10 protein-coding genes are annotated in these 14,800 nt (G+C 70.6%); 6 read left to right on the forward strand and 4 right to left on the reverse strand.

Translation table 11 applies throughout. The features are described from left to right. The first annotated feature begins 3 nt into the window (after positions 1 to 3). Positions 4 to 1,977: a coiled-coil domain-containing protein gene (locus tag KEG38_RS27445; protein ID WP_272422892.1), complete on the forward strand. Its 1,974-nt coding sequence runs from the start codon at positions 4 to 6 to the stop codon at positions 1,975 to 1,977. Here KEG38_RS27445 and KEG38_RS27450 read toward each other — a convergent pair. Together KEG38_RS27450 and KEG38_RS27455 are read right to left on the reverse strand one after the other, a co-directional pair. Further along, a complete protein-coding gene (locus tag KEG38_RS27450; RefSeq protein WP_272422893.1) occupies positions 1,958 to 6,004 on the reverse strand; it encodes a serine/threonine-protein kinase in 4,047 nt (1,348 codons plus the stop codon). The two genes, KEG38_RS27445 and KEG38_RS27450, sit on opposite strands and share 20 nt — an antisense overlap. A 56-nt stretch (positions 6,005 to 6,060) precedes the next feature. Continuing rightward, positions 6,061 to 7,338: a tetratricopeptide repeat protein gene (locus KEG38_RS27455; RefSeq protein WP_272422894.1), complete on the reverse strand. Its 1,278-nt coding sequence runs from the start codon at positions 7,336 to 7,338 to the stop codon at positions 6,061 to 6,063. Between the two features lie 171 nt (positions 7,339 to 7,509). On the opposite strand from KEG38_RS27455, the gene KEG38_RS27460 reads away from it, so the two are divergent. Continuing rightward, positions 7,510 to 8,511, forward strand: a complete 1,002-nt coding sequence (locus tag KEG38_RS27460) for a fatty acid desaturase family protein (RefSeq protein ID WP_272422895.1) — start codon at positions 7,510 to 7,512, stop codon at positions 8,509 to 8,511. A 339-nt stretch (positions 8,512 to 8,850) separates the two neighbouring features. Here the strand turns inward: KEG38_RS27460 and KEG38_RS27465 are convergent, their stop codons facing one another. Beyond that, positions 8,851 to 9,633 (reverse strand): c-type cytochrome, encoded by a 783-nt coding sequence (locus KEG38_RS27465; RefSeq protein WP_272422896.1) that lies wholly within the window; start codon positions 9,631 to 9,633, stop codon positions 8,851 to 8,853. Between the two features lie 155 nt (positions 9,634 to 9,788). Between KEG38_RS27465 and KEG38_RS27470 the strand changes: the two genes are divergently transcribed. The 4 genes from KEG38_RS27470 to KEG38_RS27485 all read left to right on the forward strand — a co-directional run bounded on the left by KEG38_RS27470 (position 9,789) and on the right by KEG38_RS27485 (position 13,884). Then, positions 9,789 to 10,427, forward strand: coding sequence for an immunity protein Imm33 domain-containing protein (locus KEG38_RS27470; protein WP_272422897.1), 639 nt, complete (start codon positions 9,789 to 9,791; stop codon positions 10,425 to 10,427). A gap of 60 nt (positions 10,428 to 10,487) precedes the next feature. Further along, the gene (locus KEG38_RS27475) at positions 10,488 to 11,123 is read left to right on the forward strand and encodes a thiamine biosynthesis protein (RefSeq protein WP_272422898.1); all 636 of its coding nucleotides are present in this window, start codon (positions 10,488 to 10,490) and stop codon (positions 11,121 to 11,123) included. A gap of 153 nt (positions 11,124 to 11,276) precedes the next feature. Beyond that, positions 11,277 to 12,794 (forward strand): right-handed parallel beta-helix repeat-containing protein, encoded by a 1,518-nt coding sequence (locus KEG38_RS27480; protein WP_272422899.1) that lies wholly within the window; start codon positions 11,277 to 11,279, stop codon positions 12,792 to 12,794. Between the two features lie 34 nt (positions 12,795 to 12,828). Further along, the gene (locus KEG38_RS27485) at positions 12,829 to 13,884 is read left to right on the forward strand and encodes a type IV pilus twitching motility protein PilT (protein ID WP_272422900.1); all 1,056 of its coding nucleotides are present in this window, start codon (positions 12,829 to 12,831) and stop codon (positions 13,882 to 13,884) included. Here the strand turns inward: KEG38_RS27485 and KEG38_RS27490 are convergent. Then, positions 13,881 to 14,792, reverse strand: a complete 912-nt coding sequence (locus tag KEG38_RS27490; protein WP_272422901.1) for a CBS domain-containing protein — start codon at positions 14,790 to 14,792, stop codon at positions 13,881 to 13,883. The two genes, KEG38_RS27485 and KEG38_RS27490, sit on opposite strands and share 4 nt — an antisense overlap. Positions 14,793 to 14,800: the final 8 nt, after the last annotated feature.

The raw sequence follows: 14,800 nt of genomic DNA on the forward strand, positions 1-14,800 counted from the left end.
TCCGTGGCCTACGATCTCGCGCGTTTGTCGAGTTACGTGCGGTTTTACCAGACGGTCGTGAACCAGCTCGCGGCCGCCTGGCAGAACCTCACGCGTCTGCACTTCACGGCGAAGGACGCGCTCGCCCCGCTCGCCGAGCCGCTCGCGCCCGTCGCCTACGCGCCGCTCCTCGCCGCGCTGGAAGAACCCGCGCCGTCGGAGGAAGCGATCGCCGCGCTCTGGCGGCCGGTCGACGAGAAAGACCTTTCGGATCTGAACGATATCTACGAGGTCGCCGGGAGGTTCGGCTTCCAGGGCGAGGACAACCAGAACCTCGCGCGCGTGCAGCGGCTCGTCGCGTCCGCGCGGAACGAGATCCTTGGGCATCGGCGCAGGCTCTCCGATCTACGCGAGCTGCCGAACGCGGCGCGTACCGCGGCCGCGCGCCTGCGCGCCGAGGAGGAGGCGCGCGCCGCCGCCGAGCGGGCCGAGAAGATGGCCGCGTTCGGCCCGCTTGCCGAGACCGTGGTGACGCGCGCGAAGCAGACGATCGAGGCCGTGCGCGCGGTGCCGTTCCCGGATCTCTCGAACGCCGAGATCGCGGCCGAGGAGTACCGCAAGTACGCGGCGAAGCTCGATCACGTCTACCAGACGTGCCTGCCCTTCCTGCGCAAGGCGATCCAGAACCTCTACGCGTTCGTGAACGCCGAGCCCACCGCGTCGTGGCCGGACACGCTGCCGATCACGAAGGATCTGCCGCCGGAGCTCGTCACCGTGCCGCCGGCCGGATCGCAGGAGCTCACGCAGGCGCGCGCGAGCGTCGCGTCCCTCGCCGAGGAGGAGATCCAGCTCGGCCGCGCGCGAGACGCCGTCTCCACGGCCGCAGCGAGGCTCGAAGGAGAGATGGCCGCGGCGCAGATGAAGGACGCCGAGATCGCGCAGGAGATCGCGACGGCACACGCGATCCTGGATCTCGCGGTGGCCGCCGAGCAGGCGGAGGCGACGCGGATCGAGCTCGAAGGGCTCGCGGCGCAGCGAGCGTCGCGGGTCGAGAGCGCGGGCGCGGTGCTGTCGCGGCAACGGCAGATCGAGGCGGCGATCAAGCTGCTCGAAGACGAGCTCCGGCGAAGGCACGCTGAGCTCGGGGCGCTCGAAGCGCAGCTCGTGGAGACACGCAAGGACGAGCCGGTTCTCTTCGGCAAGGACGAGTGGCGCGCGAAGGTCGCCGCGATGGAGGAGCAGAAGGCCCAGCAGCAGGCGGTCTACGGGCAAAGGCTCGCGACGCTGCAGCAGTTTCAGATCGATCATTCGAGCGTGTCGGTCGAGGTGCAGACGGAGCAGCAGAAGCAAGCGCTGCTCGAGCGGCAGATCGTGGAGGCGCAGAGCAAGGCGGCGACGCTGGAGCTCACGATCCGGGAGATCGGGACGAAGCTCGGGGCGGCGAGGCCATCGCGGGCGGTGTCCGCGGACGACGCGCGCAAGGCGCTCGGATCGCTGCAGCAGGCGAAGCTCGGCGTGGCCGAGCGGATGGAAGCGCTCAAGGCCGAGATGCGGCGGCAGAAGGACGAGGCCGTGCGCGTGCTGAATCGCATGAAGCAAATCGGCGTGGAGCGGCAGCACGTGACGGCGATGGTGCAGAGCGCCGAGACGGCCGCGACGCAGGGCCGCGAGGAGGCGCTCCGGCAGCTCGCGCGCGAGCGGCGGGCCGGCGTGGAGCGGCACGTGGGCGAGGTGCTTTCGACGCTGGAGAAGTCGATCGCGCACGTGGGGCCGGTGTTCGTGGATCCGGCGCGGGATCTTCTCGTCGCCGCGACGGAGCCGAAGGCCGAGGTGACGACGCGCGTGCTCGAAGCCGCGGAGGCGGCGGCGCCCGTGGTGGACAGGCTCTACAAGGAGCTCGATCCGGAGCTGCTCGCGCAGGACGCGACGCTCGGGCAGATCCAGCGCGAGTTCTGCGACGTGGCCGAAGGCGCGTGCGTCACGGCGTGGGGCGGATGATCAGGCGCCGGCCCGGGTCGTCGCCCGGGTCGTCGCCGGCGAGCCACTCCTTGCAGAGACCGAGCAGGCGGGCGTTCGCGGCGCGCCGCTCGAGGAACGATTGCCTGAGCTCGTCGTCGAGGATGGTCGCCGCGCGCTTGTAGATGTCGGCCCGGGTCGCGGCGAGCGTCGCCTGCGCTTCGTGGTGCGCGCCGAGCTGGAGGAGCGCCTCGACGCGGAGGAGCGTGATCTCGGGCGGCGCCGGAGCCGGATGCGCGCCGCGGACAGGGCGCAAGGCGAGCGCGCGATCGACGAGCGTGAGCGTCTTGTCGGGCTCCTTCGAGGCGAGGAAAAACGCCGCGCGCACGCTGTAGAGCGCACCCGGAGGCGCACCGGCGGCCCGCAGCGGGCCGAGCATCCGATCGGCCTTGTCGAGCTCGCCGAGCGCGATGCTCGCGCGCGCCGCGAGCAGGCGCGCCCGCCGCTCCGCGAGCCGTTCGCCTCGTGACGCGGCGAGCTTCACCACGTCCTCGGCCATCTCGCGCGCCGGGATGAACGCGCCGCGCTCCAGGCTGCGCAGGGCCTCGAACGTGCTGCCCACGATCGAGGTGAGGCTGCCTTCGGGCTCCTGATCGAGGCCCTCCTGGAGCGCCTTGTCCGCGAGCTCGTGCGCGCCGAGGAGCAAGAGATCGAGGCCGACGTGGACGCGCGCATAGGGCAGGTAGCGACGGTCGCCGATGGCATTGAAGCGCAGCACGCTCTCGCGATCGAGCCCGAGCGCGGCCCAGGGATCCTGCTCGACCGCGCGCGCCCAGTGGGCGTGCGTGTGCAGCGTCCACGCGGCGACGACGGGCTCGCGCTCGGCGGCGGCGGCCGTGACCTGCCGCATGCGTTCGAGGTACGGCAGGGCTGAAGCCGGCTCGTGATCGAGCAGCGAGTCGATCGTGGCGCTGAAGGCCCAGGAGAGCGCGAGGACCGCGTCGGGCGAGGGGCGCTCGTGGAGGAGCTTCTGGAAGAGCTCGGCCGCGCCCCGCGCGTCACCCTGAGCGAGCGCGGAGCGGATGGCGCCGCCCAGTGCGCGGGCGTGGTGGCGGCTGCCCGGCGTCGCGTAGATGAAGGCGCACCGCGCCGCCTCGTAGGCGCGGGCGTGGCTCGATCGCCAGGTCTGCGCGTCCGTCGCAATGGCCCAGAGCTCGGCCGCGGCCTCGCCATCGGCACCGAGATCGAGGCCCCGCTTGGCGAGCTCGATGGCCGCTTCGAGGGCGCCGCCCGAGAGCGCTTGTTCGGCCGCGCGTACGCAAAACTCGACGGCGCGGGGACCGTCGCCGGCGCGCTCGAAGTGGAGCGCGAGCACGCTCGGATCGTTCTCGCCGGCCGAGAGCAACCACTCGGCGGCGCGACGATGGCCGAACTGCCGATCGTCGTCCGTGAGCCGCCCATACGCCGCCTCGCGCAGGAGTGGGTGGCGGAAGGCGTACTCGGTCTCGCCCGCGAAGCGGCTCTGCCTTCGCCGCGTGAGGAGCTCGCAGTCGCAGAGCCGGTCGAGCGTCTTGCCGAGCGAGACCGTGGGTTCGCCGTGACCAAAGACGATCGGGCGCAGGGCCCCCTCCCACGCCGCCTCGCCGAAGATGCTCGCGGCGCGCAGCACCCGCCGCGCCTCGTCGTCGAGCGACTTCGAATCGATGCGCGCGTCCACCATCCCGCGCACCGTCTCGGGCAGGGCGCCGCCGCGGCCCTCGTTCACCGCGCGGATGAGCTCTTCCAGGTAAAACGCGTTGCCCGCGCCGAGCTCGACGATGTGATCGACCACGGCGCGCGGCGTCTGCGGGCCGAGCGCGCTCCGGACGATCCGTTCGGCGTCGTCCTTGTCGAGCGGGTGGAGCCGCACGTCCTGCACCTCGCGGCCTTCCCACAGGCCTGGCAGCCGCTCGCGTACGTCGGGCCGGGCGAGGGCGAGCACCGCGAACCGCCGATCCCGGAGCGCGTCGAGCGCGGCGTCCACGAGCTTCAGCGACGCGGCGTCGCTCCACTCGAGCTCTTCGAGCACGAGCAGGAACGGGGTCGTCTCCGTGAGCGCGCGGACGAAATCGAAGAACGCTTCCTTGATGTGATCGGCCATCAGGGCCGCGTCGCTGCGCGCGGCTCGGAGCTCGGTCCGGCCCTCGTCGGGGAACTGCAAGCCCACGACCTCGCCCAGAAACTCCGTCACGCGCCGTTTCTCCGAGCCCGCGAGGTACGTTCCGACGAGCGCGCGGAGTTTTTCCTGGCTCGCGTCGACGGGTTCACCCGCGGAGATCCCGGCGGCGCTGCGCAGCGCGGAGCCGACGATGGAGAAGGCCGAGCCGGCGCGCAGCGGATCGCCGCGGCCGAGAACGACGCTGAGGATCGGCTTCTCGATGGCGAGGCGCTCGACGAGCTCGAAGCGCAGGCGTGATTTGCCGGCGCCCGGCTCGCCGAGCACGAGCACGGCCCTCGGCTTCTTGCCCTGGAGCGCCTGCTCGACGTACTTGCGGACCGTGCCGAGCTCCTCGTCGCGGCCGACGTAGGGGCTGGGTTTGCCGAGCAGCGTGCGCACGGCGCGCGTGGCCTCGCGTTCGCCGCGCAGCCAGAACTCGCCGAGGTAACTCGCCACCTCGAAGCGCGCGTCGAGGAAGGCGCACGCGACGTCGTTGATGCGCACGGGCCTCGGCCCCTTGCCCCCGTCGAGCGTCGGCATGTCGAGCAGGTGGAAGACGCCGTCGAGCATCTTGCCGACGGGCGCCTTGTCGTTCGCCTCGGCGTACGCCGCGAAGATCGCCACACGCGAGCCCTTCGCGAGCCCCGCGATCTCGAGCGCGAGCCGGGCCGCGCGGCCCGCGATCTCGGTGGGGTTGCCGCGGCCCTGGATCTTGATGAGCAACGCGACGCCCGGCAGCTCGTGGAACTGCTCGTTTTTCTTCGGATCGACCTCGGCGCGGATGGCCGCGACGACCTCGGGCGGCATCCCGCGCGGGGGTTTGTCGGAGAGGAGCTCGTCGACATCGGGGACGGGCTTCGCCGCGACCACGAAGAGGAGCTGTTTTTCCTGCGGGCTCATCCGCTCGCTCCCGGGGACGGCCGGCGGCGGCGGGATCGGCGTGAGCTTGCGCGCCCACGGGTCGTTCGGCGAGGCGGGCGGGTAGGTCGTGATGACCGGGCTCGAGCGTCGCTCCGGCGGCCGCGTCGACGCTTTTTTCGCCAGGCCCTCGAGCGTGTTCGCGACGGCGGTGCCGGTCTGCGGCCGCTGCGAAGGATCCTTCGAGAGCATGCGGGCCACGAGCTCGGAGAGCGCGTACGGCACCTCGGGGCGGATCTCGGCGACGCGCGGCACCTCGGCCATCACGATCTTCGCGAGCACGACGTGCTGCGGCCCTCCCTCGAAGGCTCTGCGACCCGTCAGGCATTCGAAGAGCACGGCGCCGAGGCAGAACATGTCCGCCGCGGCGCCCACGTTCCCGCCGTAGTCGATCTGCTCGGGCGCCATGTACCCCACGGTCCCGATGACCACGCCCGTCGACGTCATGTGTCCGCCCGCGAGCAGCGCGATGCCAAAATCCAGCACCTTCACGCGCTCGACATCGGAAGCCACGAGGTAGAGGTTCGAGGGCTTGATGTCGCGGTGCACGACGTCCGCCGTGTGCGCCGCGCCGAGGGCCTGGGCCACGCGGAGCCCGAGCTTGATCGTGTCGTCGATGCGCAGCGGGCCGTTCTTCAGCACGTCGTCGAGGCCCCGACCGTCGAGCCACTCGGTGGCGAGCCAGGGCTCGCTCTCGATCATCCCGTGGTCGACGTAGCGGACGATGTGCGGATGGTTGCGCAGGTGCCGGGAGAGGATCTCGATCTCGCGGCGAAACCTGCGGATCATGCTCTCTTTGGGCGTCGATCCGTCTCTCGGCTCCGCGACGAACTTGATCGCGACGCGCGCGCGCGTGTCCTTCTCGTAGGCGGGCCAGACGATGCCCATCCCTCCGATGATGGGCCGCCCATCCAGCACGAAACGACCGCCGATCACGTCACCTGGTTTGCGCACCACTTACGAGGATGCACCAGCGGTGGGGGAGGAGCGCAAGGGGGACGCGGGTTGCTTCACCGCGGAGACGGATTTTCCGGCGGTGTGGTCCCCGCTTTCTCGCAAGCCTCGACGTATCCCTGCTGGCAGGCGCGTGCGCGTAGCCTGCGCTCCTCGTCCGGGTCCGGCGCGAGGCGACCCAGGCTCTCGTGGTGCATCCGAGCGAGGGCCGCGCAGGACTTGCCATGGGCCCTCTCGCAGGCGATCCGGTGGTACCTCGCGGCGAGGTCGAGGTTCCGCGGGAGCAGCTCTCCGTGCTCGTACATGCGGGCGAGGTTGGAGCAGGCGAGCGGCTCCTTCTTGTCGCAGGCGAAGTGGTAGAGCTCGATCGCTCGGTTCAGATCCCGCCGGACCTCCTCGCCGCGCTCCAGGAAGACGGCGAGGTTGTTGCAGCCGAGGGGCTCTTTCTGATCGCAGGCGCGGGTGTGCAGGGCGAGGCCTCGGCGCACGTCCTTGGGCAGGCAGGCGCCTTCGTCGTAGGCATTGCCGAGGTTCGTGCACCCGAGCGGCTCGCCGCCCGCGCAGGCGTGCTTGTACTCGGCGACGGCCTTGCACATGTCCGGCGCGACCCCGAGCCCCTTGTCGTAGAGGAATCCGAGGTTGTTGCAGCCGAGCAGATCGCCGTCGCGGCAGGCCTGCGTGAAGACCTCGTGCGCGCGGGCGAAGTCGACGGGGCCGCCGCGCCCCTCGCGGACGAGGTTGCCGAGGTTCACGCACGCGCCGGCGTCGCCGAGGCTGCAGCCGCGATCGTAGGCCACGCGCGCGCTCTCGGGAGACGCGGGGGTGAGACCCCCGTAGCCGTTTTCGAGGAGCAGGCCCTCGTTGCGGCAGCCGACACCGAAGCCGAGCTCACACGCCTTGCGGTAAAGCTCGCGCGCCTTGAAGACATCCATGGGCACGCCGAGTCCGTCCTCGTAGAGGTTGCCGAGGTTCGTGCAGGCCCGGGCGCTGCCGAGGTCGCACCCACGCGCATAGACGTGCCCGGCGCGCGCCAGATCGACGGGGACGCCTTTGCCATTGTGCAGGAGCCAGCCGAGGTCGTTGCAGCCGTTCGCGTCGCCGTAGTCGCAGCCTTTTTCGTAGAACGAGGCGGCGGTCTCGCGGCCGCTCCGCATTCCTCGCTCGACGCGGATGCCGAGCTCGGTGCAGCTCGGCCCGTCGCCCTCGAGGCAACGCGCGCGGAGCGTCTGGGGCGTCGCGGCGGCCAGGGCGGCCGGATCGTCCGGCTTCGGGACCGCCTGCGTCGCGCAGCCGAGGAGCAGCGCGGCGGGGAGGGCGAGGAGGGCAGAGCGCATGACGGGCTCGGGGCTAGTCCAAAGGCGTCCGGGATCCAAGAGGCTCGGCGCGTAGCTTTTTGCGCAGCCAAGAAGCCCTTGCGGACCTTGCCACGGCGCGCGAGGTTGGATAAGAGCACGCGCACCAAAGCTTCTTCTTCGCCCGGATTCCACCGGCCATCTTTGCGGACCATGCAGGGAAACGAGCTCGTCGCCGTCACGCGGCCCTTTGCCTCCGAGGATCGGGCCCGCAGCGTCTACCACGTCGCGTCGACCTTCGCGGTCCTCGCGCTCGCGACGGCCGTGGCCGCGGTCGCGCCGTACAAACCGCTCCGGATCTTCGGCAGCGTGATCGAGGGCCTCGTGATCGTGCGCGCGTTCATTCTCGCGCACGACTTCCAGCACGGCGCGCTCCTGCGCAAGTCCAAGGTCGGCAGCGTGATCTTCGGCCTCTACGGCGCGCTCGTGCTGACGCCGCCGCGGGTCTGGCGGCAGACGCACAACTACCACCACGCGCACACGGCGAAGATCGTGGGCGCGCAGATCGGCTCGTATCCGGTGATGACGGTGGAGATGTGGAAGCGGGCGCCGCGCGGCAAGCGCATCGCGTATGCGCTCGCTCGCCATCCGCTGACGATCCTCTTCGGGTACGTGACGATCTTCCTCGGCGGGATGTGCATCTCGGCGTTCCTGCGGAATCCGAAGGAGAACTGGGATTCGGCGGCGGCGCTCGTGCTGCACGCGGCGCTCGTCACGACGATCACGTATTTCTTCGGCTGGGAGATGACGCTGCTCGTGCTCGTGGGCCCGCTGTTCATCGCCTGCGCGCTCGGCTCGTATCTCTTTTATGCGCAGCACAACTTCCCGGGCGTGCACATGCAGCCGCGGCAAACCTGGACGTTCGCGCGCGCGGCCGTGGAGTCGTCGAGCTTCATGCGCTGCGGGCCCATCATGAGTTATTTCACGGGCGACATCGGCTATCACCACGTGCACCACCTGAACGCGGCGATCCCGTTCTACCGGCTGCGCGAGGCGATGGCCGCGATCCCCGAGCTCCAGGTCGAGCCGCAGACGAGTCTGTCGCCGCGCGACATCCTGCATTGCTTCTCGCTGAAGCTCTGGGACCCGCAGGCCGGCAAGATGGTGCCGTACCCGAAGGACGCACCCCCGGCGGAAGTGGCAGAGCCGGCCTGACTTGGGGCCGCCGCGCCGGGGCGCCGCCCCGGGCCCCGCGGGGGCTGTCCGCCCCTCGACCCGGACCAGGGCAAGCCCTGGACCATTTGGGGAAGAACTGCGCGATGCGCAGTTCTTCCCAAAGGCCGGTGCAAGACCAGGGACGCCGTTGCCGGTCGCAGCGGTCTTGATTGGCAGGGCCTTCGCTGGTCTTGCCTCGGCCTGTTCGATGAACTGCGCGATGCGCAGTTCATCGACCCCGGGTCCAGCGCTTGCGCTGGTCCGGGTGCAGGGGCGGATAGCCCCTGCTGGGGCCTGGGGCAACGCCCCAGCGCAGCGGCTTCGACATGAGACCCATGCTCAGTCGCGGGCCATGCGGCGGACGTAGGCGCGGAGGGCTTTCACGGTCGCCTCGTCGAGATCCGGGTTCGCGGGCATCATCATGCTCTTGCCCATGGGGCGGCCGCCCTGGCGGATGATCCGCTCGATCGATTCGTCGTTCGTCCCGCGTTGCCATTCCGGATCGCCGAAATCACGCGGCCGCGGGACGAGGTTCACCGCGGCCGGACCATCGCCGCGCCCGTTCGCACCGTGGCACGGGCCGCATCGGGACTCGTAGAGCTTGCGCGTCTCTTCGAGCGCCGCGCCCGAAAGCTCCTGTCGGGGCGCTTCTTCCATCGAGAGCCGCGCGAGAGGGCGGGCATAAGGCATAAACGGCCAGGGGATCCCCACGAGAATACACACGACGGCAAGCCCCGCGCCCCACGCCGCGCGCTTGTGTTTGTCCGCGTCGTTCCCGCTTCGCCGCACACGCACGCGGCCGACGTGGGCGCAGGCGAGCGCGAGCACCATCGAGAACACGTGCTCCACGAGGAAAAATCGGAGCGCCGAAGAGCGCATCGCGCCGCCGGGATCCTGGAACGCGAGGCGCGTCATGGGGCTCAACCACAGGTACATCACGAGCCCGAGCGTGATCTGGAGGTCGAGCGCGGCGACGAAGAAGAGGCCGAGCCGGTCGTGGAAACGCTCGTACGTGCCGGATCGCCCACGCGCGCGGGCCGACGCGACGGCGGCGCCGAGGCCGAGCCCGAGGACGATCCAGCGAAGCCAGGAGTGGAGCGTGAGGACGATCGGATAGAGCATTCGGCGGCCCCACCTTGCCATGCGCGCGGCTGGTTCGGCTGGACGATCGAGCGAGCGCGGCGGCGAAAGACTGCCGATCGAGGCCTCGCCGGGCTTGCGGAGCGGACCGTGGGAGGCGCAGACTCGCGCCGCTCGAAGGGACGCGGAGGGATCCGGTGGGACGTTATCTCGAGGTCACGGCGAAGATCGCAGGCGAGACGGTCGTGGCCCGGTGCGCGCCGGAGCAGGCGCACGAAGCGCGCACGATGATCGAGCGGGGGTTCGGCCCGCTCGCCGGACGAAAGCCGGGGCTCGAAGGCGCGGTGGTCGTGTTCGGCTGGGCCGCCTACCGGCTCGAGCGGCGCGAGGGCCAGCTCCTCGCGTGCGAGCCCGACTTCGACGAGGATCCGCGGCAATTTCGGTCCGACGTGTCGGCGTCGCTGCGCGTCGTGGCGCGGCAGGTCGGGCTCGTGAAGATGCTCGGCGTCAAGCCCGAGGGGTGCCGCTTCGACGACAAGATCGTCGCGGATCGCGCGGCCCTGCGCGCCCGCGAGGTGGTTCTGCACCGGACAGGGGTCGCGAAGGGCGGGGCCTCGGGCTGGTACATGGGCCGCGCGGATGCCAAGGGAAAACCGTCGGCCGAGGAGCTCGCGGGCTTCATGAGTTGTGGGCTCGTGCGTCTCGGCCGCGAGCGGCTGCTCGATGTGCTGGCGCTGCCCGTTGGGTACATCGCGCGATTCGACGGCGACACGCTCCTCGGGATCGCCGACGCGCGGAATCGGGAAGTGTATTCGCCGAAGCGGGCGCGTAACTGACCGACCTCCCCGACGGGGACGCTTGGCAGAGCCGTCGAGGCGCGGTAAGCCGCCGGGGCCATGCTGGACTCGAACGCGCGCCCGAGGAGAACGTGGACCGTGCTTTTCGTGGCGACTCTCGCCGCGTGCAGCCGCGGATCCGCGCCGTCGGAGGTCTCTTCGCCGTCGGGGGGTTCGTCGGGATCGAACGAGGCGGCGGCGGCGTCGGGGGCGCCGGCTTCGGCGAACGCGCCGCCGCGGAGGAGCGTGCGACTCGACGATCCGCGGTGGCAGCGGGCGATGGATGAGGATCCGGCGGGGCTCGGGGGGCTTGCGGATGCGCTCGGTGCGGCGGGGCTCGTGGAGGCGCTCGGGGACGGCGGGGCGATCACGAAGACGGCGCTGCTCGCCTTGCCGCTCGCGGACGACGCGGATCTCGCGCTTGGCGCGCTCGGGAAGCGGGCGCTCGCGGCCACGGACGAGGAGCGTGGGCCCACGCTCGAAGCTCTCCTCGGCGTGGCGGGCCGGCCTGCGACCGCGCGGGAGCCGCTCGATCCGGAGGGCGCCGCGGAGGCGGCCGCGGCGGTGCTCACGATCGCGACGAACACCGCGCTTCCGCGGGATCACCGGGCGCTCGCGGTCTCGGCGGCGCGGGCGCTCGCGGAAAAAAAGCTCGTCGACCCGGCGAAAATCCCGAGCGAGCTTGATCCGCCCTGACCTGGAAAAAGGTGGAACATCGGGAGCGCCAAGGTTTGGCGCGCCAGTCGGGCTTCCCATTTCGTTGGTCAAGCACATTTCTGGCAGCTCGTGGCCCGATATGGGTGCTGGTATTGCTTGAGTGCACCACGTGGGCCGGGTGAAGCTCCGTTCATGGTAAACGGATGGACCATTCACCGTGGGGCCGTGGCGGGGGTTTTCGGGGCGACGCTCTTCTTTTCGTCGAGCGCGTTTGCCACGACATATCAGGTCGGGCCGGGCAAACCCTATGCGAGCCTGAAAGTGGTGGCGTCGCTTTTGCAGCCGGGCGACGTGGTGGAGGTCTCCGGGAACACGACGTACGCGGGCGACGTCAAGCTCACGAAATCGGGCACGGATTCGAACAAGATCACGATCCGGGGCGTGCGTGCGGCCGGCAAGCGCCCGGTGCTCTCGGGCGGGACGAACACGCTCGAGGTCGGGGCGAACCATTACGTGATCGAGGGTTTCGAGGTGGTGGGCGGCAGCTCCCGTTGTGTCTTTCACCGCGGGCACGACGTCACGATCCGGGACACGGCGGTCCACGATTGTCCCTCGCACGGCATCCTCGGCGCGATGGACGGCTCGGGCTCGCTGACGCTCGAATACGTCGAGGTCTACAAGGCGGGCCTCGGCGACAAGCGCCACCCCATTTACATGGACACGGACGAGATCAGCCATCCCGGCGCCGTGTTCCGGATGCAGCATTGTTTCGTGCACGACGGCCTCGGCGGGCACGCGGTGAAGAGCCGGGCCGAGCGGAACGAGATTTATTACAACTGGATCGAGGGCGCCTATTACCGGGAGCTCGAGCTCGTGGCGCCGGACGGCGAGGCCGAGGACGTGGCGCGCGAGGACGGCGACATCGTGGGGAACGTCTTTCGCAAGACGGGGACGTTTTACACGGTGCGGATCGGGAGCGACGCGACGGGCGGGTCGACGAACGGGCGATATCGCTTCGTGAACAACACGTTCCTCCTGCCGCAGAACGCGAAGCCGGTGGTGGAGGTTTTCTGGGGCATCGAGAGCATCGAGATGCACAACAACGCGTTTTACCGGGTCGGGGGAGGCGCGGTCACGATCTTGAAGCTCACGGACGTGGCATGGGCGGCAGGCAAAGCGGTGATCAGCGGCCAGAACAACTGGGTGCCGCAGGGGAGCACCGTGCCGTCGCAATGGCAGGGGACGATCCAGGGGAGCAACCCGAAATTCGCGGATCTCGCGGCGTTCGACCTGCGCCCGGCGGCGGATAGTCCCCTTCGGGATGCGGGCGCCGCGGTGCCGGCGAGCCCGGCAGGGTATCCCTTCCCGTCGCCGCTCGCGACGCCGCTGTTCGTGCCGCCGGCAAAAAAGGTCGTGACGGATGCCGGGCTGCTCGGTCGGGCCGCGGCGGGGGCGATCGATATCGGCGCGTACGAGGGGGCAGGGCTCGGGGGCGTCAAGGAAGAGGCGGAAGCGGAAGCGGAGGCGGAGGCGGAAGCGGAAGCGGAAGCGGGAGCGCAGGCGGAAGCGGAGGCGGAATCGGTGAGCGTCGAGGAGAATGCCGCCGGCGTTGCGTGCGCGGTCGGGCCGGGACGAACGACGGGCGCGGCGTGGATCGGGGGGCTCTTGGCGGGGATGGTGGTGCTTTGGGGGAGGCGGCGGCGGGGGTGAGGCCCCGGCCGACTTGCGTTACCGTGACGCCCCCGTGACCACTCCCTACGCGAGCGAGGCGTTCCTCCACCAGATCCTGGCCAAGGCGCAAGCGGCCCAGGCGAGCGACATCCACCTGCGCGTGGGGCAGCCGCCCGGGGCCCGGGTCCACGGGGACATCGTCTACTTCCGCGCCGAACCCCTCGCGCCCGAGGACACCGAGGCCGTCGCCCGGCTCGTCCTCGCCCGGCGGCCCTCGGTCCTCGGCACGCTCGGATCCCTCCGCGAGGTCGATGTCTCCTACGAGATCGAAGGCCTCGGGCGCTTCCGCGTCCACGTCTACCTGCAGCGCGGGACGATCTCGCTCGTCCTGCGGGTGATCCCCGGCAAGACCCCTGCGTTCGAGGCGCTCGGCGTGCCACCCGCGGCGCGCGCGCTCGCCGACAAGAGCCGCGGGCTCGTGCTCGTCGTCGGCGCCGCGGGGCAAGGCAAGACCACGACGCTCGCGTCGATGCTCGCGCACATCGTCGAGATGTACCCGAAGCACCTCGTCACCATCGAGGACCCGATCGAGTTCGTCCACGCAGGCGGCCGCGCGACCGTGAGCCAGCGCGAGGTCGGGAGCGACACCGAGACCTTCGCGTCAGGCGTGCGCGCGGCGCTCCGGCAGGATCCGAACGTGCTGCTCGTCGGCGAGATACGCGACGCGGCGACGATGGAGGTCGTGCTGCAAGCGGCCGAGACCGGGCACCTCGTGCTCTCGTCGCTGCACACGCCCGACGTCGGCCGGACCGTGGGTCGGCTCCTGTCGATGAGTCCGATGCCGCAAGAGACGCGCGACCGGCTGAGCGAGTGTCTGCAGGGGATCGTGGCGCAGCGCCTCCTGCCGCGGCGTGAAGGCGGCGGGCTCGTGCTCGCGTCGGAGGTGCTCGTCGCGACGGGCACGGTGCGCGCCGCGATCAAGCGTCCCGAGGGAAACCCGTCGCTCCGCGAGCTGATGGAGAAGGGCGTGACGCCCTACGGGATGCAGACGTTCGCGATGCACATCGAGCGCCTCGTCGCCGAGGGGCTCGTGGACGCGGACGTCGCGCGGACCGCAACGCAGTTCTAGCCCGCGCGGCGATACGGCATCGGCGGGAAGAGGTCCTTCATCGCGGCCGGCAGCTCCGAGCGCACGTCCTCGATCTCGCCCGCGGACACGCTGTCGGCGATGACCTCGCACGTCGCGTAGAGCACGTCCGTCGCGGCCTCGGGCGAGAGCTGCAGGGCGCGGCGGAGCTCGGCTTCGATCGTGTCGGGCGTGATGCTCTTGTTCGAGCCGCCGATCGTCGCGTCGAGCTGCGGGACGAGCTTCGACGGGAGCTGCGCGAGCAGGTGTTGCGCCTCGTCCTCGGTGAGGCGGCTGCAGAGGTTTCCGAGGACGATGAGCAGCGCGCGCTCGGCCAGCTCGCGCTTGGCGAGGCCCGTCTGGCGCATGCAGGCGTGCAGGAGGCGCCCGTAGGTGTTTTCCGCGCGCGCAGCGCGGCGCTGGCGAGCGCGTTCGCCGCCGCGGCCTTGCGGCACGGCCCCGGGGCTCGTCGCGCCGGCTGGCTTGAAGCGCGCGGCGACCTCGAGCTGCGCGGTGATGATCGAGCGGGCGGTGTCGAGATCGACGGCGCGCTCGATGAGGAGATCGTCGAGCGAGACGATGCCGACGGGCCGGCCCTCTTCGAGCACGGGGACGCGACGGCAGGCGTGCGTGCGCATCACGCGAATGACGTCCTGGATGGTGTCGTCGATGTCCACGGGGGTGACCTCGTCGCTCATGACGTCGCGCAGGAACGTGGTGCGCGGGTCGAGGCCGGCGGCCACGACGTCCAGGGCGAGATCGCGGTCGGTTGCGATGCCGACGAGGCGCTGATCCTCGACGACGAGGACGGCGCCGACGTGGTTGTCGGCCATGGCACGGGCGGCCTCGTAGGTGGTGGACCGGGGGTGGAGGACGATCAACCGGGGGCGACGGTATCGATCGAGGGACATGGGGCACT

This window comes from Polyangium jinanense (assembly GCF_028435265.1).
GTDB classification, from domain to species: domain Bacteria; phylum Myxococcota_A; class Polyangia; order Polyangiales; family Polyangiaceae; genus Polyangium; species Polyangium jinanense.

Coding starts and splice junctions, on each gene's coding strand:
- KEG38_RS27455 (WP_272422894.1), bottom strand. CDS start 7,338: ATGCGCTCTGCCCTCCTCGCCCTCCCCGCCGCGCTGCTCCTCGGCTGC.
- KEG38_RS27460 (WP_272422895.1), top strand. CDS start 7,510: ATGCAGGGAAACGAGCTCGTCGCCGTCACGCGGCCCTTTGCCTCCGAG.
- KEG38_RS27465 (WP_272422896.1), bottom strand. CDS start 9,633: ATGCTCTATCCGATCGTCCTCACGCTCCACTCCTGGCTTCGCTGGATC.
- KEG38_RS27475 (WP_272422898.1), top strand. CDS start 10,488: ATGCTGGACTCGAACGCGCGCCCGAGGAGAACGTGGACCGTGCTTTTC.
- KEG38_RS27480 (WP_272422899.1), top strand. CDS start 11,277: ATGGTAAACGGATGGACCATTCACCGTGGGGCCGTGGCGGGGGTTTTC.
- KEG38_RS27490 (WP_272422901.1), bottom strand. CDS start 14,792: ATGTCCCTCGATCGATACCGTCGCCCCCGGTTGATCGTCCTCCACCCC.